The organism is Pigmentibacter sp. JX0631, assembly GCF_029873255.1.
GTDB lineage: Bacteria > Bdellovibrionota_B > Oligoflexia > Silvanigrellales > Silvanigrellaceae > Silvanigrella.
Genome location: NZ_CP123622.1, coordinates 2,948,375 through 2,971,343 on the forward strand (window position 1 = coordinate 2,948,375; position 22,969 = coordinate 2,971,343).

Genomic DNA, 22,969 nt, shown 5'->3' on the forward strand with positions numbered 1-22,969 from the left:
CATAATATTTTATATTATAAACTATAGTATAAAATATTCAATTTTATAATTCTTTTTATCTTATATTTTCAAGCTTATTTTAATTTATTTTATTATTTAAAATATTTCAATGAGTTTTATGGTTTTTTTATATGTTTTTATTAAGATAAATTTTTTTTTAATATATTATAAATAATTTTATATTTTTTATTCATTATTAGTGGTTGAGTTTTTATTTTGAATTGTTAAAATATGAGTAAATTTGTTATTCTTTCAATCTATACTTATGAGAATTATGAATATTTCATTTTTATAATTTATTTAATTTTGTAAAATAATATAAATTATGCTACTTTGTTTTTTAAAATCTTATTCAATTGATTAGATAGCTCATCAAGATGATGCGCTTTTTCTAATAATTTATGCGACTGTTCTTCTGTTTGATAGACAATTTCATTCATTTTTTGACTTGTCTGTTCCATTAATCTAAGTGCTTTTGTTGCTTCTTCGCTTCCTTTTGATTGTTCTGAATTTGCAGCACTTATTTCATGTGCCATTTCACTTGATCTAGTGGCTATTTCTACAACTTTTGCCAACATTTCTAAAGACTTTTGACTATTTCTTAAGCCTAATTCAACTGAAGTACTAACTTCTTCCATTGATGCAGAAAAATTCTCGCGAAAAGACGAAATGAGATCGCTTACTCTTTGATTAGAATTAGAAACAATACTTAATATTTCAACTGAGGAGCTTCCACTCATTTGTGCTAAATTCCCAACTTCTTCCGCAACTACAGCGAAGCCTTTTCCTGCTTCGCCTGCTCTCGCCGCTTCAACTGAGGCATTAAATGAAAGTAATTTCGTTTGAAACACAATGTCATCTATAACGCTTGTTTTATCAGAAATTTGATTCATAATTTGGATGACTTCTTGCATTTTTTCTAAATTTTGCAAAGTTGTTTTTTTCATGACTTCTTGAGATTGAGTAATAGAGTTCATTGTTTGATTCAAAACTTGCAAAGATTTTAGACTTTGTTCGACAATCTTTCTTGTCTCTGCTGATAATTGAGAAGATTCTGTTGCTGACTGAGATGTTTTTCCTATCATTTCATTCATCTGAGTCATCGCCGCAGCTGTTTCATGAATGGAAGAAGATTGTGTTTGTCCAGATGAATTTAATTCGAGTGAAGTTTTGTTTAATATTTCAGATGTAGTCATAAGAGAATTTGTTTGAAATTTTAAAGATTCTATTACCTCTTTTACGGGAAGGACCACTTTCATTAATTGTTGTAAGCCACCATAAATTGAAATGGCAAAAGTAACACATCCAGCTAGAAGTAAAAAAATTAAGTTTTCATTTCGTACTTTATTGGTTTCTGCAGCAATATCATCGGTATAAACCCCATTCCCTATCATCCATTCCCAAGGCTTAAAAAGTTTTACATATGAAATTTTAGGTTGCGGTTCGGTTTTCCCTGGTTTTGGCCACATATAGCTTACAAAACCAGCTTCTTCATTTTTTACTACTGTTACCATTTCTTGGAAAAATTTTTTACCAGTAGGATCTTTGAAGTCAGTAATATCTTTTCCATTTAATTCAGGCTTGTAAGGATGCATGATCATAGTTGGATGTAAATCGTTAATCCAAAAATACTCATTATCATTATATCTAAGTAATTTTATTTCTTCTAACGCTTCGTTTTGAGCTTGTTGACGACTCATAGCGCCTGATTTTTCTTTATTGTAGTAAAAAGTTAAAATTTGAAAGACAGATTCTATTGCAATTTGAACCGAATTTTTCTTTGCTTGTTCTATTCTATCTTGATAATTTGGCAATGTAAAAAATATAAAAACTAGTATTAAAGGAACAGCTGCTAAAATTGCGCTACTGATACTTAGTTTTAGTGAATGAATATTTTTTATTAATAACTTTCCAATATACATAGCTCTCTCTTAAAGTATGAGTCTAGAGAAATATCGAGAAAGCTTGAAAAAACTTAAATATGCTGGTGTTATTTTCTTGTTAAGTGTTAAAACCTTGACTTTTTAATTTTTTATCTACTACTTGGGTGACACAAGAATCAGACCAAACATTTAATGAGGTTTCTATCATGTCAATTATACTATAAAATGGAAGGATAATCATTAATAATACAATTGAAACATCCATACTGGCGAGTAAACTAGCACTAAGGAAAAAACATCCCATAGGCACTCCAGCATTTCCTATCGCAGCTATCGTAGCAATAAAAACCCATAACAACATTGTTGCAAGTGATATTTCAATTCCTTGATTTTGCATTAAATAAATAACTGTTGCAAATATAAAAGCCGCACAGCCATTCATATTAATACTTGTACATAGAGGGAGCACAAATCGACTTACTGAAGGAGAAATATTTAAATTTTTTTCAGAAGTACTAATTGTAACTGGTAAAGTTCCTGCCGAAGATTTAGAAAAGAAAGCTAATGTTAGCGCGGGTAACATACCTTTAAATGCTTTAAAAGGTTGTATACCATTTGCTTTAAGCCAAAGAGGTAATACAATTAAACCTTGAATTAAGTTTGCTAAAATTATAACTGCTAAATATAAGCTCAGTCCTTTTAAATCCATCCCTTTTTTAAAGGAGAGAACAGTAACAGTCATAAAACCAAATAAACCTATTGGAATAATTTTAATTATCCATTGAGTGATAGTTAGAAAAAGACTGTGCGCGCCTTGAAAAAAATATTGAATGGTTTCTTTTGCTTGTTGATTAGGGATTTTTCGAATAGCAAGGCCAAAAATGATTGCAATAATCAAAATTGAGAGAACTTGATGTTCAATAAATGGAGAGAATAAATTGTTTGGAATAATATTAGTGATATGGTGAAGATAACTTTTATCTGAGTGAATTAAATTGTCTTGAGTTGATAGTTGTACATGGGTATTAGTTGGAGATATTATCAAGTAAAGAAAAAAACTTATTAATGCGGCTACTAAAGTGGTAGTAAGAGTATATAAAATAGTTTTTTTCCAAATGAACTTTGAAGAATTTTCGGAATTGTAATTTGTTAGTGTAACTATTAAAGACAATCCTATTATTGGTAAGCTGATAAATTTGAATATTTTGATAAATAATTCAGATATAAAATTACCAAGGTTATGGAGAAAAGAAATATCGCTTAATCCAGAGATTATCCCTAAAGATATCATGAGAAAATAAGCTAAAGGTTTTAAGTAACGATTATTATTTGACGTAGCATGATTTGCGCACATTTTTTATTAAGCCTTATTTTATTGTAATAAAAGAAAAATAATGAGAAAAATGGAAATTTAGCAACAACAACAGAAAATATTTTTTTGAAAGGATTTTGGAAGTAATAACATTTCATTAACCTATCGTTTGCACAAGCTTTAGATGATACTAAAGGAAGCCAAAAATATATCTATATTCAGTAATTGTCAAATAATATTCCAGAGAGAATTTCTGGGTCGGTATTAATATTTAATAATTTCAATATGTTATATTAAGAAGCGAGTTTTTCTTTTACATGAACTATCTGATTTAACTTTGTTTTAATTAAATTGATATAATTTTTCATTTTTGAAACATTGCCGCTAAATACATGTAAATCATTTGCAACTTTATTTGTCTCAGTTAAAATATTAGCAATATTTTCTTTATTTGAAATAATAAATTGATGAATATCCAGTATTTGATTATCAAAATACCCTTCAATACTAGGATTTCTTGATATTTCAATTTTTGATAAATCTTTGGTTATTTCTAGGCTAAATATTTTTCCTTTTAAAGAATTTGAAATTTCAAGTAGATTTTTACACAGATATTGTGATTTATCAAGAGATTTTATTAATTTTGTATTAGAATTGTCAATAAATAATGAAAAAAGAATACTTACATTTTGAGCTATAATATTTACATTACTATCACCAGAAGAAAAAAATTCAAAATAATCCAGCAAATAATTTTCTATTGTTTGAATTTGAATAAAAGCAAGACAACCTTCTAATTCAATCATTTCTAGTAAAGTTCTGAGTTCTTTAGATATATCTTGAAATTTTCTAACCTGTGTTCTTATGGTTGATACCATAATTTGAAATTCTCTTGAGATAATAGAAACTGAAGCGGTTTGTTGTCCAAGATTTCCTGAGTTAATCGACATATTCAAGGAAATGTAGTCTAGTTTATTACAGGACAATAAAATTTGATCTGTTTTTTCTTTTAATAATGGGGCAAATTCAATCAGTAATTTCATTTTTTCGATAATTACGCTAAATTCTTTTTTGTTATTTAAAAAATTTCTGTTAACTTCAGAATATATTTCATTACTTACTTTTTTTGAAAAAATATTTTCTTTATGTGCAAGGAATTTTTTATTTAGAAATAATTCTGATGATAACGCTCTTGTCATAAATGAATCATAAGATTCAAATCCCATTTCAATGATTTTCTTCATAAATAAATCATACGAGTTGTTTATATTCGAATTTTTTTCAGTTGATAATAATTCAATATATAAATCCTTAATTTTTTGGAACAAAGAGCTTTGGGGTTTGATGCGAATTGATAAATATCCATTTTGAATTGGTAAAACACTTGAAAGTACCCAGTAATAATTCCCCTTTGCATCTTTATTCTTGATATATGCAACTATACCTTTATTATCTTTTAATTTTTCCCAAAGTAATTTGAAAACACATTTTGGCATTTCTGGGTGTCTAATAATATTATGTGGTTTATTGATTAGCTCTTCTTTTGGAAAGCCACTTACTCGAGTAAAAACTTTATTTCCATCAAGGATAATACCTTTCTTATCAGTGATAGAAAAGAAAATTTCATCAAAGTCAAAATCAACTTCTTTACTTTGAGTATTTTGTAATGCGTTCATCAAACCCTCTCGTGCTGTTTTCGGAAAAAATAGTTAAAAATTAATTTTTCGAAGAACTTAGCAGTCAATGTTTTGCAGTCACTTTCTTCCTATCTGTGACATTTAGTTGCCTTTAGGCATGCTCTATGTTAGATGTTCAAATGTAGGATCCATTTTAATTGCTATAGTAAGATATTTTTTCTTCAAGGTATGACTTGATGTAATAAAATATTGATCTTTTTTGATATTATGAATAATTTTAATTTACTAATGTGTTATCAAATCAATATATTGTTAAGTTAAAATAAAAAAATTGGGGATAATTACTTTCAATGAAATTGACTAAAAAAAATATTTTATTACTAGTTGTTCTTTTTATTGCTTCTATATTAGCTACCTATTTTATTTATGATAATTATATTTACTTATCTACAGATAACGCGCAAATTGAAGGACATTCAACCATATTATCTGCAAAAGTAGGTGGCTATATTACTAAAGTAAATATCATTCAAGGGCAAAAAGTAAAAAAAGGAGAAATTTTAATTGAAATTGATGATAGGGACTATCTTAATGCATTGAAACAAGCAAAATATAATTTGTCATCCCTATCAGCAAAATTAAAAGATGCTGAATCTATTTTCAAGCGAACTGAAAGCCTTTTTAATACTGGAGCTTCTACAAAGCAACAATATGATACTAGTTTCGCTAATGTTTCAGATCTACGGGCACAAAAAGAAAGTTTAGAGACCATTATTTCGCAAGCTGAATTAAATTTAGAATATACAAAAATATTAGCACCTACAAATGGTATTATTTCAAAAAAATCTGCTGAGGTCGGTCAATTAGCATCACTTGGAACAGCCTTAGTAGGATTTGTAGATACTAATGAAAGATGGGTAACGGCAAATTTTAAAGAAACAGAAATTGAATACCTAAAAATTGGGCAAGAAGTTGAAATTGATGTTGATGCTTATACTAATAAAAAATTTAAGGGCAACGTTTTTTCAATAAGTTCAGCAACAGGAGCTACCTTTAGTTTACTTCCTCCTGATAATGCAACAGGTAATTTTACAAAAGTTGTCCAAAGGGTTCCAGTAAGAATAAATATTAATTCATTAACGGAACAAGATATTATCCTGTTAAAAAATGGTTTATCCGCATTTATAAAATTAAAGAAACAACGGAATTAACTCTATGAATGCAAATTCTAAATTAATTATTTTTGTTGCAGTTATGGCTTCATTGCTTGAAATTATTGATACATCAATTGTAAACGTAGCTATTCCAACGATGATGGGAAATTTAGGTGCAACATTAGAAGATGTTAGTATGGTTATAACAGGTTATACTGTCGCCAATGCAATCGTATTACCAATTTCAGCTTGGTTTGGAGAGCGTTTTGGAAGAAGACAATACTATTTAAGTTGTATTTTTATTTTTACAGTTACTTCGGTGGCTTGTGGTCTTGCTCCAAATTTAACCTCTTTAATTATCTTTAGAATTTTGCAAGGAATTGCTGGTGGTGCTTTGTTACCGACTTCACAGGCTTTAATTTATGAACAATTTCCTCCGGAAAAAGCAGGAATTGCTGGAGCTATTTTTGGAATGAGCGTTATGATAGGCCCTACTTTAGGTCCTGTAATGGGAGGATACTTAACTGATAATTATGGATGGCGATCTATTTTTAATATTAATTTGCCACTCGGACTTCTAACTTTAGCAGTCGGATATACTTGTATTAAAAATAGAGAAAATCATGGAAGCAATAAAGTTAGATTAGATATCTTAGGTTTTATTTTGTTAGTTCTAGGAATCGGTTGTTTGCAATTTATGCTTGAAAGAGGTCAAGCTGATGAATGGTTTGATTCAAAATTAATTTTAGCTTGTGCAATTATTTCTTTGGTAAGTATAATTTCTTTTATATTTTGGGAATTTAAGGTTAAAAATCCTTTACTAAATTTACATTTGTTTAAAGAGCCTATTGTTGTTAGTGGTATTACTCTTATGGCTTGTTTAGGATTTTATTTATTTGGAATTGTTTTTATTTTACCAGTATTTTTAAATAGGGCTTATAATTATGATGCCGTTCAAATTGGTGCAATGTTTATTCCTGGATCAATTTTAACAGCCTTTTGTATGCCTTTTATAGGAAAACAAATTCAAAAAACTGCCGATCCTCGTCGGTTGATTTTTATTGGCTTAGTTTTGGTTGAGCTTTCATTAGTAATGATGACATTTTTTTCGTCTTTTACTTCAAAAGATTATGTTTTATATATGCTATTTGTTCGAGGCGTAGCTTTAGCGTATTTATTTGTTCCTATAAATTCTACAATTTTGAGCCAATTTAGTGGCTACGAATTAGGACAAGTTTCTGGTTTTTTAAATTTATTTAGACAAATTGGTGGAAGTATGGGGATAGCCTTTATAGATACCATGTTGGCAAGGAAACTAAGTAGTAACTATAATGAATTGTTACCTAGTCTAAGCTCTTTAAATATTAATGCTGCAAATGAATTGAATGGAAATATCCACGGTCTGGCAACTAAATTTCCTAATCAAGTAGGATTTACAGATTATATGACTGCAAGTGTTGCTAGTATTTATCATAGGGTACAGCAACAAATATTTATGTTAAGTTTCTTACAATTAGTAGGAATTATGATGGTTATTTTTTCAATTTCTTTTATTCCATTGTTTTTAATTAAGTTAAAAAAGAAAGTGGTTGCAGTTACAGATGCACATTAAATTATTTCAATTTAAAGTAAAATCTTTATATTTCATGTATTGTAACTTAAGTTTGAATTATCAACTATTATTTAAAAGAAGTTGTGACAAAAACTTTAGATTGAAAAGAAGTTACATAGTCGTTACACCAGCTCTAATTTCATCACTTATGTTTTCAATATTTTTTGTTGTTTGCAATTCTAAATAGTAGCGAATAATATTTTGTTGTATTTGATTTGTTTGCAGAGATGGACAAGGAATTCTTACAATTAAATTTATTTGCTTTGGAGAATGAATTACAATTTGTACCCTTGGTTCAATATTGACTGGTCCCAATACAAAAAAGTGATCTTCGCTGGCGTAAAATTCTTTTGCATCGTTGTAAAAACCTTTACACGCGTTCTGCGCAGCAAGTAATAAATTTTTTTCAGCAACATGCCAATTTGCATTATTTTCGATAGGAACTATAAACGAATAAAGAGTAAATTTTTCATGGTGACTTTCTTTTGCTATTGTATTTGTAAGATATAAACTATTTGGAATAATAAGCATTCTACCAGTATATTGCGAATGATCCTTACCAGGCCCAATTTCAATTATTTTAGTGCTTAGAAATTTAAAATCAATAACTTCACCACGGAAAGAAGAAATTTCTATTCTATCCCCAACAGAAAAAGGTTTGGCTAACCAGTAATAAATTCCACCTATAAAGCATAAAATAAATTCTTTAGTGGCAATTGCAATGGCCGCAGCAATGGCAACAAAAGAAAGAGCCATTGTCTTTATTTCGTCAGACCAAATTGTAATTATGGACAGAAATATAATGATAATAAATAAGTTATTTACTTTAACAATAATACTTCTTTTAGTTTCAGCGGAAGAAATTTTTAAATTAGATATTTGCTTTATAACTAAAAATCTTAGAGCTAGAAAAGTTAAGAAGAAAACAAAGGTCGTAACAACATGCTGTAAATAAAAATCTTTTAAATCTAAAGAGAACATTTTCTTCCTAAAATATTAGAATAATTATTATTTTTGATCTTTTGCTGCTTCATTAGCAATTTTGATCATTTTAGGGCGAGCAATAAAATAAACTACACCGCAAGTCAAAATTACAATACTCACAATCATAAAAGTTTCAAATGGTGCATGTAGTGATTGGCTACCAATTTTTGCTGCTAAGAAACTGGTCAAACCAAAAGAAGCTAGGTAAAAAGATTGGAAAAGAGATTTAAATCTTAATGGAGCCATTATACTTATGGCAGACATCATAACAGGGGAAATAATAGTCTCACTAATAGAAAGTAAAATGATAAATAACATAATTTGATAGTGGACAAAAGGTTTTGTGCCTTCTGTAATATCTTTTGCAATAAATGATAAATAAGTCAAATAAAATATTGCTAATACAGAAACAAATATGGCGAAATTCATTTGAGAGAAAAAATGTGGATATTTATTTTTAAGCGCTAATTTAGCTAAAGTATAAGTAATAATTGGTGTTACTACGATAATAGTAAAGCTTTCAAGTGACATAAAAAAAGTTGTTGGAATTTCATAATTAAATAACGTGCGATTAGTGAACTTTTCAATATATAAGCTTAAAGTGCCGGAAACTGCAAGATTATAAACTGTTGTCCAAATTGCAAAGAAAACAAATGCAAGAATCAAACAATACAAAGCTTTCTTTTGTATTTTTGTCATATGCTTTTTTTGAGCTTCTTTATTTCTTTTTGACTTTTTTGTAAATTCAAGAACTAAATGTTTTTTTCCTAAAAAGAAAACTACCATTCCCAAGATCATTCCTACACCTGCAGAAGCGAGTGCGATAGGATAACCAAATTCTTTTGTCAAAAGACCACCGCTTATTCCTGCTACCATGGCACCAATATTTATCCCTAGGTAATACCAGTTAAACCCAGATTCTCTGCGGCTATCATTGGTTTTATATAAATCGCCAAGCAATGAGGGCATACATGGCTTGAAAAAACCCGTTCCTAGCGCAACACAGCATAAGGCTAAATAAAACATGCTTTCATTTTTTGAAAAAAGCATGAAAAAATGCCCCAAAATAATAGTAAATCCACCAAAAATAACTGCTTTGCCTTTTCCTATATAGTCATCCGCAATATATGATCCAATAATAGGAAAGGTGTATGCAGCTAAAGTATAAATACCAACTAATTCAAGTGCCCTTTCGTTGCTCCAGCCAAGCCCTCCAGAACTTATTGGTGAAGACGCATAGAGAACTAACAAAAAAGAAAGAGTGTAGTAGCTAAATCTTTCAAATACTTCGGTAAACGCTAAGACATACATACCTTTCGGCTGACGTATTTTAGTAGTCATGTTTTTGATCTTTCTGATTCCAGAGAGGGTGAATATTTAATTTTCCCAATCTTAATCTCAAGAAGATAGCTTGACAACTATTGTTGTAATAATAAGCAAACTTAATTTTATTGTAAAAAGTAACTAAAATATTTAAATTATTGAATGAATTTAATAAAATAAAAAATAAATTAATTTTTTAAGATAAATTCTAAAATTATTTTTTTTATATTTGTCGCAGTTTATTTTGGATGAAGGGGGATTATTTTTCCAAATTCAAATGAATTTGGTATTGTATTTTTTACAGTTTGAACATGTTCTGGAGCCACAACTAGACAAAAACCCAATCCCATATTCCAAACATTGTAAGCTTCATCATCAGAAATTTTTCCTAGATCTTTAAAATATTTCATTATGGGAGGAGTAGGAATTTTACTTTTATCAATATCAAAAACAAAACTTTCAGGAAGAACTCTACTAATATTTGTGAGTCCACCACCTGTTATATGTGCCATTGCTTTTATAGGAACAATAGATTTTAAATTTGTAATTTCTTTCACATATAATTTTGTTGGTTCCGTTAAGTATTCTCCTAAAGTTTTTCTTTCAAATGGAGTTTCTAAGGATAGTTTATGGTCATTCATAATTTTTCTTAAAAGAGAATATCCATTTGCATGGAACCCACTGCTAGGTAAACCTATTAAGCAATCACCTGACACTATTTTTTTTCCGTCTATAAGGTCTTTTTGATAGACTTCACCAACAGCAAAACCCGCCAAATCAAATTTATTATTATCGTAGAATCCTGGCATTTCAGCTGTTTCGCCGCCGAGTAAAATGCAGCCACACTCTTGGCAAGCTTTAACTATTCCTTTAATAACTCTGTGCGCAATATCGACATCTAGTTTTCCAGTTGCATAATAATCCAAAAAAAATAAAGGTTTTGCACCACAGACTATCAAGTCATTCAAACTCATAGCAACAAGATCTTGACCCAAGTATTCGTAGCGTTGCATTTTAATTCCAAGTTCCAATTTAGTGCCCACACCATCAGTGCAAGCTACTAAAAATCTATCAGCATCAAGTTGATATAGTCCTGCAAAACCACCAATACTTGGGTTTATTTTCTTTATTTTATCAACAAGAGATTCTCCTGCATGAATACTCACTCCAGCCTTTTCATATTCTTTACTTGTCATTATTTTTTATCTCCTAAGATTGAATGGACGGTATCTATAAGAATTTGATGCTCTAAAGGACGTACTCTATTTATTAACTCTTGAGCACTTTCATAAGGAAACAAAGGAAAAGAAATGTATTTCAAAACCTCTCCTGAATCTAATTCAGGAATAACTTTGTGCACACTTAAACCCCAATGCGAAAATTTATTATTTACAGCATATTCATATGCATGAGCACCTTTATAAAGTTGGAGTGGTGCTGGATGTAAATTTATAATTAATGGTAATGTATTATTAAAAGTTGTTTTAAGTTCTGAAAAAAAAGTAGCTGTTAATACTCGCATATATCCAGCAAGAATAATAAGCTTTATTTCTTTATATTTACCAATACATTCAACTATTTTTTTTTCATGATCTTCTCTCGAAGAAAAGTTTTTATGCGCTATAATATGCACATTTATGTTTGAAGCTTTGGCTTTTTCTATCACTTTAGCTTCTGGATTATTACATATTAATCCAGAAATTTTTTGCTCAAACTCTTTTGCAAGAGCTGCAAAATTAGTTCCACTTCCACTTGCTAATACTAATATCATTTTAAACCCAACTCATTTAAGCTTTGCATTTATTCAAACTCTTGCCCTATATCAGTGCGATAATGTGGATCAACAAAAGTATTTTCAGCGTCTTTCAGTTTAATTTTTTGAATTTGGGAGTAAATATTTTTACGCGCAATTGAAATACTTTTACCAGAACTCAATAATCCAAAAGCTCTTCCACCACTAGTTGATTGGTCAGGTTCAATAGCTGTTGGTATAAATTGACATTCTTCAGAGATATTATTTGTAAATACAAGTTTTCTTTTTGGTGCATTTTTTTCAGGATATTCAGGTGAAGCTCCAACTACAAAAACTCTTTTTAAGGAATCTGTCAGAAAGGGAGTCGTATTTTTTTCAGGAAATAAAAATGCTTGTTTTTTTGCAGTTCTATATAACTCAATATAAAATTCTCTTTGTAATCCTGGTAAAATAACTTGAGTTTCGGGGTCCCCAAGACGACAGTTGAATTCTAGTAACCAAGCATTTTGGTCTTTATCAATCATAAAACCAGCAAATAAAAAACCATGATAAGGAGTATTTCTTTGGTTTAATTCTTTTAAAATTTTTGTAAAAGTATCTTTTACCTGTTCCATTATAATATTTGAAAGTTCTACTGGGGAGACAGTTCCCATCCCACCAGTATTTGGACCTGTTTGCTTATTGTTACGTCTTTTATAGTCTCTAGCAATTGGTAAAAGTCTGAATTGTTCATTATTGCATAATGCAATTACAGAAATTTCTTCACCTATTAAAGTTTCTTCAATAAGAAAATAGGGTTCATTATTTTTATTACTATATGTTGGTGCTTCAACTGATTTTGTCATAATTTCCCAGTCAGGTAAATTATTTTCAATAGTTATTAATGCTTGTTTTATATCTTCATGAGTTGAAAGAACAAAAACACCTTTTCCAGCTGCTAGACTATCATACTTCAAGACACAAGGTAACGAAAAATCTTGAATTCTAGGATTTTCTAAAAAATTTAAGAGAAGTAATTTTAATTTACTCCATGAAATAACTTTTGATTTTGCTGTTTTTATTTTTGCTGCTTCAACGATTTCTTTACAAATTATTTTGCTAGCTTCTAAAGAGGCGCATGCCAAAGAGGGTGCTAACACAGGGATATTAAACTTTTCACAAGCCGGTGCAATACCATTTGCAATCGGTAATTCAGGACCGGCAATGACAAGCCCGACTTTTTCTTTTGCAGCAAATTGAGCTATTTCATTCACATCTGTTGCAGGGCAGTTTGCAAATTTTGGTGAATCCCAAAGCCTTTTTCCAGCAGCACAGAATACTGTGCTTACTTCTGGAAGTTTTTGAAAAGAAGAATAAATAGTATAATCTCTGCCACCATTACCAACGACTAAAACATTTTTTGGCATAATAGCTGCATTTATGATTTCTTTAAAAGTATCTGGAAAAATTGGCCAAGCAACTTTTTGTTCATTAGCAATTTGGAGAGGAGTCTTTTCAGAACCAATAAAGGTTTGATATAATTCTAGATACCTAGTTGTTACCTTTTCGATTAGTTCAGAAATAATTTTTTCATCTTTAAAAAAAGGATGATTTGCAGGATTATCTTTAATATTTTCTGGACTTCCAAAAAGCTTAATTAGTTCTTCACGAAGAAATTCTTTTGACATTTGTTTTGGATTAGATAAGTCTAATTTATCTGCAATCCAATACCGCGAAGAATCAGGTGTATGAACCTCATCTACTAATATAATTTTATCATCATATTCTCCCATTTCGTATTTTGTATCTACAAGGATGAGATTTTTAGCAAGAGCTTCTTTGCTACCAAAATGAAATAATTCAATAGATTTTTTTGCAATAAAATTCCATTTTTCTGCACCAATTAAATTTTTAGCCATTTCTGCTGAAATAGGCAGATCGTGTCCCATTTCAGCTTTGGTGGTAGGAGTGATAATGGGTTCAGGAAATTTTTGATTTTGTTGCATTCCATCAGGAAGATATATTCCATATTGACTAAGAATTTCTTTTGCGCCTTTTTCTTTATATAAACGCCATAGACTTCCAGATAAATATCCTCTAACTACAATTTCTATCGGGAAAACTTTGGCTTCTTTTACTAAAACATGAGTCGTATCCAGTGATCCAATTAAATGGTTTTCAATGATATGGCTTGTATTTTTAAAGTACCAAGTTGAAATAGCTTGTAATATTTCAGCTTTATTGTTTATTTCAAATGGAAAAATAAAATCAAAAGCTGATATTCTATTACTTGTTTGAAGAATTCTTAATTTATTTGATAATGATATACTATTTCGAACTTTTCCGATATAAATATTTTGAATTAATGTCATCTTAAGATCCTTGAAAATACTTATTAATATTGGTTATATTTTCGTACATAGCATCTATCTCGATATTACCACCAGAAAAAACCGCTCTACTAAATGGAAAAATCATTTCATTTGGCATTTTTTTGCATTTTGTAATAACATTCCAATCTGCACCTTGAGCTCCTATACCAGGACATAAAGCACTTAATCCGCTCGAGATAAATTCATGAGAAAAAAGAATTTCTTCTCTGTTTGCAGCAATTACAACTCCTGTTACTTGGGAATAAATGGGATCATTAAATAGAATATTTTCCCGAACTTTTTTGCAGGAAGTTAAAATATTTCTCCAGTTATCTTGAATATAAGATAAATCTGAATTACTATTTTCACTAGTTGCGCAAAGAACATAAACTCTTCCCTTTTTTCCTACATGTTCAACACATTGTTCAACAGCAAGTTCTATCGATTTTTCACCTAAAAAAGGACTAATGGTAATTCCATGAACACCTAACGTAACAAAAGCAAAATCTAAATAAGCTTTTAAGGTTGTAGAAATATCGTTAAATTTTCCATCAAGTATAATAGTATAATCTTTATGAAATTTAGCTACTAATTCTTCTAGAAGTAATAACCCTTTACTTCCGTGCAATAAAAAATAAGCTAACTGTGGTTTTATGATATAATTACTTAATTTACCGCAACTAAAACTTAAAATTTCCATATGTTTATAAACAGAGCTTTTAAAGTTTTCAAAGTCTTTTACAATAGGATTTGGATCAATTCCTAAACACATTTTTGTATTAATCAGATTCATTTAAATCCTTTCTAAAGTTTTCAGAAAATTTATTGCAATCTGTAATGTTTTCTGCATGACAAATAAAATGCCCCATTTTTCTTTGTTTAGTTGCAGATTCTTTGCCATATAAAGTAACGGAAATAATATTAGGATGATCTTTCCAACAACTTAAATTAAGGTTTTTTTCTTTCTTTTGATTAATCCAAGTAGAACCTAATAAATTACCCATACAAAAATATCCGGGATACAATTCAGGCTTATTTATTGGTATATCTAATAATATTCTTGCTAGAAGATCATATTGACTTATAGTGCATGAATTTCTTGAAATATGGCCAGAGTTATGCGGACGGGGAGCGAACTCATTAATATAAATTTGAAAATCATCTATTTCAATTGATTGCTTTACATTATCATTTTTTACTTTTGAAATAAAAAATTCAGTAGTTAACAAGCCTAAAACGTCCAATTTTTCAGCAGCTTGAATGGCAATATTTTGTAATTTTTGTTGTACAGTTATTGGTAATTGTGAGGGCAGATTTGTTTGGTATAATATCTGATTCTTGTGAATATTATCAAAGATAGGTAAACATACGGTAATATTTTGAGAATTACGGGCAACTATGCAACTAGCTTCAGAGAAAATATCAATTTTTTCTTCAATTATAAAAGACGTATTTTCTTTTGTAGTAATCTCAGAAAGAGTTTTATTTAATGCCGTAACATTTTCAATAACCCATTGCCCTTTTCCATCATATCCACCATACGCTGTTTTTATAATAAAAGGAAAAGGAAAATTTTTTGCCTTAGTAATGAGTTCAGATAAGTTTGAACAAGCAATAAATTTACAGACTGGTAAATTATTTTTTTGTAAAAAAGTTTTCTCTGCTATTCTATTTTGGGTTATTTTAAGAACATTTTCTGATGGAAATAAAGGTTTTTTTGTTTTTTCTATCAAAGAATTTAGGAGATCTGTTGCAACATTTTCAAATTCATAAGTAACTAAATCGCATTGTCGAAAAAAAGCTTCGAGTTTTTCAGCATCATTCCAATCTCCCTGATAATGAAAAGCTGATTTATGAAAAGAAGGAGAAAGGGGATCGGGATCATAAAAAACTACTTTAGCTCCATAATTGTATAAAGCCTCAGATAGCATTCCACCGAGTTGCCCACCTCCTAAAATTCCTATGGTTCTCATGGTTCTTGCTTTCCTTGATTTTTGCGAGTTTTCTCTTGAACTATTTGATTACCTTCAAGGGCATTCATGCTTTTCATCGTGCGCCAGTGTTCTAATTTTTTAAATAAAGCATCATTTTCCATTGCTAAAATTTGAATTGCAAATAACGCTGCATTTACTGCTCCTGCTTGTCCAATAGCAAACGTAGCCGTTGGAATTCCGCCTGGCATTTGGACAATCGATAATAAGCTATCTAAACCATTTAGAGCTTTTGATTGAACTGGAACAGCAAGAACAGGAACCAAAGTCAATCCGCTTACCATTCCGGGTAAATGAGCAGCTCCACCAGCTCCAGCAATGATTACTTTAATACCTTTCGTTTTCACAGATTCAGCATAATCAAACATTAATTTTGGAGTCCTGTGGGCACTTATGATTTGAATTTCATAGGGAATATCAAATTCCGCACAAATGTTTTCACTATATTTTAAAGTTTCGTAGTCAGATTGACTTCCCATTATAATGGAAACAATTGGGCTGTTATGCATTTTTTAATTCCTTTATAAAGCCACATCCTTTTTGTTGTGCAATTTTATCTTGATAGTTTCCAGTAAAACAAGCAGTACACCATCCTCCATTTTCGTGGGCGGAATTTTCTAACTTATTATTTTTTTGGAATTTTTGCATTACAATCAGAAGTTGTTTTTCAGAAAGAAAAGATAGAGAGTCAGATTTTAAATAATCATTCATTTCATTTGAGGTCATGACTTGCGCCAGTAAATCTTGTCTTTTGGGAGTATCTATCCCATAAAAACAGGGAAACTTAACAGGAGGGGAGGCGATTCGCATATGCACTTCTTTCGCACCTGCTTCTCGCAATAATTCTACTATTTTTTGGGAAGTGGTTCCTCTGACAATACTGTCATCTATAACAATAACTTTTTTGCCTTTGATCGTTTCCCGAACAGGATTTAATTTTAATCTTACTTTGAAATTTCTAACATTTTGTGTTGGTTCAATAAACGTTCTACCGACGTAGTGATTTCTAATTAAACCAATTTTATACGGAATACCCGAAGCGTTAGCATAGCCCATTGCCATTGGAACACCACTGTCTGGAACAGCAATAACCATGTCTGCTTGGACAGGATTATTCTTAGCGAGTTCTTCGCCCATCGCAAAACGCGTATCATTTGCTAACATATTCCAAACAAGGCTATCAGGACGAGCAAAATAAACATGTTCAAATATACATTTAGCCTGTTGCAGATTTTTACTTTGTTGAGTTGTTAAGTTAAAAAATACGCTTTCAATTTTTCCAGTAGTAAGCTCAATACTTAATATTTCTCCAGGAGAAATATCGCGGATAAATTCAGCGCCAACTAAATCCATTGCACATGTTTCACTTGCAAGAACCCAGCTAGGAATTTCACTCTCATTTTTTATTAAACCAAGAGATAAAGGTCGATATCCACAGGCATCTACAACGGCATACATATGAGTCGGGGTAAGGAGTAATAAAGAAAATGCTCCGAATAATTCTTCAAAAGCATGGGTAAGTTTTGCAATAAATTCTTTTTTACTACTTCGAGCCATTAAATGTAAAATAAGTTCTGTATCAGAAGTAGCTTGTAATATAGCGCCTGAGGATTCTAAAAATTGGCGCATTTCTTCGGAGTTAACTATATTCCCATTATGAGATAAGGAAACAGGAACTCCACCAATACGAGCAGTTAGTGGTTGAATATTTGCGTCAGAGTTTCCTCCAGCAGTGCTGTATCTAACATGCCCTATAGCATGATTACCTTTTAGTTTAGTTAAATCTGTTTCTTTGAAAACATCAATAACTAAACCAGAATTCTTATGACTAATAATTTCAGTAGAATTGGTTGAGGAAATGCCAGCACTTTCTTGACCCCTATGTTGTAAAGCAAAAAGACCAAGATAAGCTATTTTTGAAGCATTTTCAGTATTAGTTACTCCAAAAACTCCGCACATTACTTTGTTTCCTTTTCAGCGCATGAAAGTGTGTCAAAATATTTTTTAAGGGAACTAGAAAAATCTGAATAAACAAGATCATGATCATATATAGGCATACTTATATTAGATCCAATTGGTTTTAATTCTGCTATTTTAGTAACAACGATATCTGTGTGGATAGAAGAATTAAATATTGATTCAAAGTTTTCTTCTTCTTTAAATCCTAAAATAAAGCCCATATTTCCTTCAGAAAATAATTCTTTGCTAGATTTTTTCCATAATGCTTTTTCTAAATCTATTAAACAATTTGAATTTAAAGCTAGAGAAATTAAAGAACCTAGCATTCCTCCATGTCCTATGGGTCTAGAAATTTTTGGTGACTTTAGTTGAATTGTTTTTAAAATGAAATTCCAAATATTTTTTTCACTACTTATATTAATTTTTGGACAATCAGAATTTTCTCCTCCAAAAATCCATGCCGTTTGAGAAGCAAGGTAACTTGAATTTTCAAGAGAATTACTTAATGAAATGTGATATAACTTTATTGATTTTTCTTTAGTTTTATCAAAATATCTTATAGGTAATCTATCTAAAGGTACTTTGTTAACATCATCAACTCTGCCAACCATTCCTAACATCGGAGTAGGAGGAATTGGTATACCTTCTGTTTGATTGTTTAAACTTACATTCCCACTTACTATCGGAATATGCATTTCTTTTGCTATTAAATTAATTCCATCAATTGCATCTGAAAATTGTCGCATTACATCAGGTGATTTGGGACTTCCAAAATTTAAACAATCAGTCATAGCTAAAGGAACAGCTCCACTGGCAACTAATTTTCTAGCAATTTTTAATGCAGTTAATGCTGAACCATGAAAAGGATCTAATTCAACCCAACGCTCTTCGCAGCCTCCTGCGATTGCGATTCCTGTAGTACTTAACTTTCCATTAGAATTTAATTCTTGTGCATATTCAGGTAAACGGACAACACCAGCGGAAGCTGTTTGTAAAGATCCACAAGCTGCAACACTATTTCCTTGAACAGTTGAGCAATAATTATGAAATACAGGTGATCTGTTTGCATTCATCGGATGCGCAAAAAGTTTAGGAATTAAATTTGGATAACGTTCAATCAAATTTTCTAGTTGAATATCTGAAAGAATGTCATTATGAATATCTGAATTTTTTAATGATAAAGACAAACTTAATTTATCTGTATCATTTTTTTGCTGCCAGATATTTTCTGTTGCTTCGTTTTTAATTATTTTTTTCTCTTGTAAGTATTCTTCTTTCCTTTGAATTGGCCAATTGTATTTAGGTGTTTCATCCACTAAAATTGGAACTGGAGTTGCAGTTACAATTGTGTTATCAAAAATACATGTGAATAAACCTGTAGCATTTACTTTTCCAATTTCAGCATAAGTGATATTGAATTTTTCCAATTCAGATAGAACGGCAGAAACATTTTCGGGTTTTACTGCGCACAACATTCTTTCTTGTGATTCGCTTAAAAGTATTTCCCATGCTTGCATATTGCTTGCACGTTGAGGAACTTTATTTAAATCGATGGCAACACCGCAACCAGAACGACCTGCCATTTCTACTGAGCTAGATGTTAAACCTGCAGCACCCATATCCTGCAGACCTATTGTTAATTTCTTTTCAATTAACGATAATGTAGCTTCTAATAAAACTTTTTCCGCGAAAGGATCCCCAACCTGTACAGTTGGTTTAAGAGTGTTCCCCGTGGATGAAAATTCGGAGCTACTCATCGTAGCTCCATGAACGCCATCACGTCCTGTTGCAGATCCAAAATAAATTAAAACATTTTCAGATTCTGGAAACAAAATATTTTGCAAATCAGCATTTATATTTTGTTTGATTTTTATCTTTTCAATATTTGTTACTTTACTTGTTGTTTCTTCAGAAAGAATTCCTTTAAAAATTTTATCTTTATGAATTAATCCAGCATTAAAAGCATTTACCAAAATATTTTTACTATACTTATTATGAAAACTAATATCGCCTGTTACTGTAGGTACACCAACAGAGTTTCCGTAGTCACCAATTCCACGAACGGTATCGCGAATTAATTTTGCATTCCATGTTCCTTCACCAAAACGCAGACAATTTAAGCTTGCTATTGGATAAGCTCCCATACAAAACACATCACGCAGGATACCGCCAACACCCGTCGCAGCTCCTTGATAAGGCTCTAAGTAACTAGGGTGGTTGTGAGATTCCATTTTAAAAGCAATTCCATAATTTTTATTTATTGCTATTACACCCGCATTTTCTCCAGGTCCTTGGATAACCCAAGGTTCTTCTGTGTGAAATCTTTTCAAGTGAACTCTTGAAGATTTATAAGAGCAGTGTTCGCTCCAAAGTGCACCACAAACTGCTAACTCTTCATGACTTGGTATTCTATTTAATTTAGTGCAGAAATTTATTAATTCTTCTTTGTTTAAACCAAATTGCTGTGCTTGAGCTACAAATTCAGCTGTTAGGAGGTTTGAATCAAACATAAATTTCTCCTTGAGTCAGTTGTTCTACAAACAAAGCAAGTGGACTTCCTTGCTTTATAGCTATATTTTTTGTTTGTGAAATTCCTAAAAGAAAAATCAAACCTTCATTTCCGCCTAAGATATCTTCAGATGCGCGTTCTGGATGGGGCATCATCCCAAAAATAGTGCCACTTTCATTTGTTAAGCCAGCAATTGATTTATAGCTTCCATTTTCGTTAAAATTATAATAAACAACTGCATTTTTCTCTGCTAAATTTTTATCTATTTCAGTAGATGGAGGTAACCAATTCCCCATGCCACAAGACATAGGTATGAATATTTCTTTACCAAAAACTTTACTTGCATTTTCTAAAATTTTACCTTTGAATTTAGGAATCCAAAGTGACTTTTTTACTTGGTTAGATTCATCTAAAAAACTAATATCTATTCTTATTGAAACTGGAAAATGGTGATGTTGACGGGTTATATTTTTTATCAAAGCACCTGGCAAGAGACCACTTTCACATAAAATTTGAAAACCATTGCAAATTCCTAAGATAGGAATATTTTCAAGGGCCTTTTCTTTTACAAAAGCCATTTCTTTTGTTCTTGCTGCTAAAGCACCTGCGCGCAAATAATCACCAAAACTAAAACCTCCAGGAATAAAAATAAAGTCAATTTCTTCTTTTTTTAATTGACTATGCTTTTCTAAATCTAGAAATTCAGCATTAGTTTCTAAATTATTTGCAATCCATAATAAGGATTCTTTTTCACAGTTTGTACCTGGGAAAACTGGTACTAAAGTTTTTTTCATCATTGGACAACCTCAATCTTATACTGCTCAATCACAGGGTTGTATAAAACTTCTTGCGTGTATGAGTTAATATTTTCTGGAGAAGCGTGACCAGGAAGACGAACAAAAAACGATTTCTGTTGGCGCATATCGAGCACGTCTGTTCCAGAAGACCTCATATCGTTTGCAATTGTTTTAGCCTCTGTGTCAAGAACATCTGGAAGAAGTTCTACAGTTACCTTAATAACTTTTTGTAATGCTGGGATTTTCGCATTGATTGAGAGATTATTTTTTCGTGCGAATTCCTCAGGAGTGATTCCAAAAACACGTTTAAAAGTAACAGGAACAGTTGTTAAATATCTTTCTGTATCAAATAAAGTATTTAAAGTATTATTTCCAACTATTTCGCTCACCTTTTTGTTTAGCAGGAGATCTTGTAAAAATTGTTTTTGTTCAACACCGACGGTTGAAACCTTAGCAGAAATATTTAATGCTATGGCCTGAACAAATTCATAAGCTTCTGTTCTGTTCATTCCACTTGAAACCAAAGCAGTAAGAACACTTTGGCTTGCCCATAATCCGCCAGATTTCCATAAATTAGCTAACATAGCTTCAGGACGAATCTGCATACCCTCGACAAGTGATGCGCAGCGTGCAAGCATAAAATCAGCTGTAACAAAAATATCAGGTAAAGCTATTCGTTCGACACTGCTGTGGGAGATATCTCTTTCATGCCACAAAGCGACATTTTCAGAAAGCATTCCGACATATCCGCGAATAGATCGCGCTAATCCGCATAAATTTTCAGCTAAAATTGGATTTTTTTTGTGCGGCATCGCTGAACTTCCCTTTTGCTTTTTACCAAAAGGTTCTAATACTTCGCCAAGCTCTGTTCTGGCCCAATGACGCATATTAATAGCAAAACGATCAACTGCATTTGTAGCGGATAAAATAGCATTTGCTACCGTTACAATTCTGTCTCTTGGAATAACTTGTGTTGCTACAAGTTCTGGTTCTAAATTCAGTTTTGTTAACACAGCGGCTTCAAATTTAGGTGACATTTGGGAATATGTGCCAACAGCTCCGGAAAGTTTCCCAAAGGACATTATTTTTTGTGCATGTAGAATTTCTAAGTGCGCTCTTTGGAATTCAGCAAAATGACTGCAGAGAACTTGACCAAAACTCATAGGTTCTGCATGAATACCGTGTGTTCTTCCAATGCATACAGTATTTGCATTCTCGAAAGATTTTTCGGCTAAATTTTCTCTGATTTTTTGGATTGTTTTTGTAAGGATTGAAAGAGAGGAGCGGATGCGAAGGGAAAGGCTTGTATCTAGAACATCGGAGCTTGTTAAACCTTTATGTAAAAAGTGACCTTTGTCACCCATAGAATCTCCGACTTCTGCAACAAAGGCAATGACATCGTGACCCGTTTCCTGCTCTCGCTTTAGAAAATCTTCTGGACCTTTGTTTTTTAAAGCTTTTTCAAAGATAGAAAGAACTTCTTGGGGGGCCTCACCAGAATCAACTAAAGTAGCTAAATGCGCTTTTTCTACTTCTGCCCAAGAGGCGTACTTGGCATCTTCAGTCCATAAAGCTTTCATTTCGGGGCGAGAATAACGTTCAATCATGATACAAACCTCCGGATATTTATGTTTGTTTACACGGTCAGTTTCTCATAGATAAAAATATTTCAATGTACAAGCTTTAATCTTAAAAAGAGAAAAA

General features: G+C 31.2%; 17 protein-coding genes. 2 read left to right on the plus strand and 15 right to left on the minus strand.

Going from position 1 to position 22,969, the window contains the following annotated elements:
- Positions 1 to 323: 323 nt before the first annotated feature.
- The 3 genes from QEJ31_RS12775 to QEJ31_RS12785 form a co-directional block, all read right to left on the minus strand.
- Complete coding sequence (locus tag QEJ31_RS12775; RefSeq protein WP_280590668.1) at positions 324 to 1,922, minus strand: cache domain-containing protein; 1,599 nt, start codon at positions 1,920 to 1,922, stop codon at positions 324 to 326.
- Between the two features lie 79 nt (positions 1,923 to 2,001).
- Positions 2,002 to 3,237 (minus strand): dicarboxylate/amino acid:cation symporter, encoded by a 1,236-nt coding sequence (locus QEJ31_RS12780; protein WP_280590670.1) that lies wholly within the window; start codon positions 3,235 to 3,237, stop codon positions 2,002 to 2,004.
- Between the two features lie 251 nt (positions 3,238 to 3,488).
- Complete coding sequence (locus QEJ31_RS12785; RefSeq protein WP_280590672.1) at positions 3,489 to 4,871, minus strand: PAS domain-containing protein; 1,383 nt, start codon at positions 4,869 to 4,871, stop codon at positions 3,489 to 3,491.
- Between the two features lie 311 nt (positions 4,872 to 5,182).
- On the opposite strand from QEJ31_RS12785, the gene QEJ31_RS12790 reads away from it, so the two are divergent.
- Both QEJ31_RS12790 and QEJ31_RS12795 read left to right on the plus strand, forming a co-directional pair.
- Positions 5,183 to 6,043: an HlyD family secretion protein gene (locus QEJ31_RS12790; RefSeq protein WP_280590674.1), complete on the plus strand. Its 861-nt coding sequence runs from the start codon at positions 5,183 to 5,185 to the stop codon at positions 6,041 to 6,043.
- 4 nt (positions 6,044 to 6,047) lie between these two features.
- On the plus strand, positions 6,048 to 7,598 hold the full coding sequence (locus QEJ31_RS12795) for a DHA2 family efflux MFS transporter permease subunit (protein WP_280590675.1): 1,551 nt from the start codon (positions 6,048 to 6,050) through the stop codon (positions 7,596 to 7,598).
- A gap of 111 nt (positions 7,599 to 7,709) precedes the next feature.
- On the opposite strand, the gene QEJ31_RS12800 is transcribed toward QEJ31_RS12795, so the two are convergent.
- The 12 genes from QEJ31_RS12800 to purB all read right to left on the minus strand — a co-directional run bounded on the left by QEJ31_RS12800 (position 7,710) and on the right by purB (position 22,872).
- Positions 7,710 to 8,579 (minus strand): mechanosensitive ion channel domain-containing protein, encoded by an 870-nt coding sequence (locus QEJ31_RS12800; RefSeq protein ID WP_280590676.1) that lies wholly within the window; start codon positions 8,577 to 8,579, stop codon positions 7,710 to 7,712.
- A 27-nt stretch (positions 8,580 to 8,606) separates the two neighbouring features.
- Positions 8,607 to 9,923 carry a peptide MFS transporter gene (locus QEJ31_RS12805; RefSeq protein WP_280590678.1) on the minus strand — a complete coding sequence of 439 codons (1,317 nt, stop codon included), beginning with the start codon at positions 9,921 to 9,923 and terminating at the stop codon, positions 8,607 to 8,609.
- A 221-nt stretch (positions 9,924 to 10,144) separates the two neighbouring features.
- Positions 10,145 to 11,101, minus strand: a complete 957-nt coding sequence (gene purM / locus QEJ31_RS12810) for a phosphoribosylformylglycinamidine cyclo-ligase (RefSeq protein WP_280590679.1) — start codon at positions 11,099 to 11,101, stop codon at positions 10,145 to 10,147.
- A complete protein-coding gene (locus QEJ31_RS12815) occupies positions 11,101 to 11,676 on the minus strand; it encodes a formyltransferase family protein (protein WP_280590680.1) in 576 nt (191 codons plus the stop codon). The genes purM and QEJ31_RS12815 overlap by 1 nt, the downstream gene beginning before the upstream one ends.
- 29 nt (positions 11,677 to 11,705) lie before the next feature.
- Positions 11,706 to 14,009 (minus strand): phosphoribosylaminoimidazolesuccinocarboxamide synthase, encoded by a 2,304-nt coding sequence (locus tag QEJ31_RS12820; RefSeq protein ID WP_280590681.1) that lies wholly within the window; start codon positions 14,007 to 14,009, stop codon positions 11,706 to 11,708.
- 1 nt (position 14,010) lies between these two features.
- The gene (locus QEJ31_RS12825; RefSeq protein ID WP_280590682.1) at positions 14,011 to 14,802 is read right to left on the minus strand and encodes an orotidine 5'-phosphate decarboxylase / HUMPS family protein; all 792 of its coding nucleotides are present in this window, start codon (positions 14,800 to 14,802) and stop codon (positions 14,011 to 14,013) included.
- Positions 14,789 to 15,982, minus strand: a complete 1,194-nt coding sequence (locus QEJ31_RS12830; protein WP_280590683.1) for an ATP-grasp domain-containing protein — start codon at positions 15,980 to 15,982, stop codon at positions 14,789 to 14,791. Before QEJ31_RS12830 ends, QEJ31_RS12825 begins: the two co-directional genes overlap by 14 nt.
- Positions 15,979 to 16,509, minus strand: coding sequence for a 5-(carboxyamino)imidazole ribonucleotide mutase (purE, locus tag QEJ31_RS12835; protein ID WP_280590684.1), 531 nt, complete (start codon positions 16,507 to 16,509; stop codon positions 15,979 to 15,981). The genes QEJ31_RS12830 and purE overlap by 4 nt, the downstream gene beginning before the upstream one ends.
- Complete coding sequence (purF, locus tag QEJ31_RS12840) at positions 16,502 to 17,959, minus strand: amidophosphoribosyltransferase (protein ID WP_280590686.1); 1,458 nt, start codon at positions 17,957 to 17,959, stop codon at positions 16,502 to 16,504. Before purF ends, purE begins: the two co-directional genes overlap by 8 nt.
- The gene (locus QEJ31_RS12845; protein ID WP_280590687.1) at positions 17,959 to 20,469 is read right to left on the minus strand and encodes an AIR synthase related protein; all 2,511 of its coding nucleotides are present in this window, start codon (positions 20,467 to 20,469) and stop codon (positions 17,959 to 17,961) included. The genes purF and QEJ31_RS12845 overlap by 1 nt, the downstream gene beginning before the upstream one ends.
- Entirely contained in the window at positions 20,462 to 21,265 is an 804-nt protein-coding gene (locus tag QEJ31_RS12850) for a phosphoribosylformylglycinamidine synthase subunit PurQ (protein WP_280590688.1), read from the minus strand. The genes QEJ31_RS12845 and QEJ31_RS12850 overlap by 8 nt, the downstream gene beginning before the upstream one ends.
- A complete protein-coding gene (purB, locus tag QEJ31_RS12855) occupies positions 21,262 to 22,872 on the minus strand; it encodes an adenylosuccinate lyase (RefSeq protein ID WP_280590689.1) in 1,611 nt (536 codons plus the stop codon). Before purB ends, QEJ31_RS12850 begins: the two co-directional genes overlap by 4 nt.
- Positions 22,873 to 22,969: the final 97 nt, after the last annotated feature.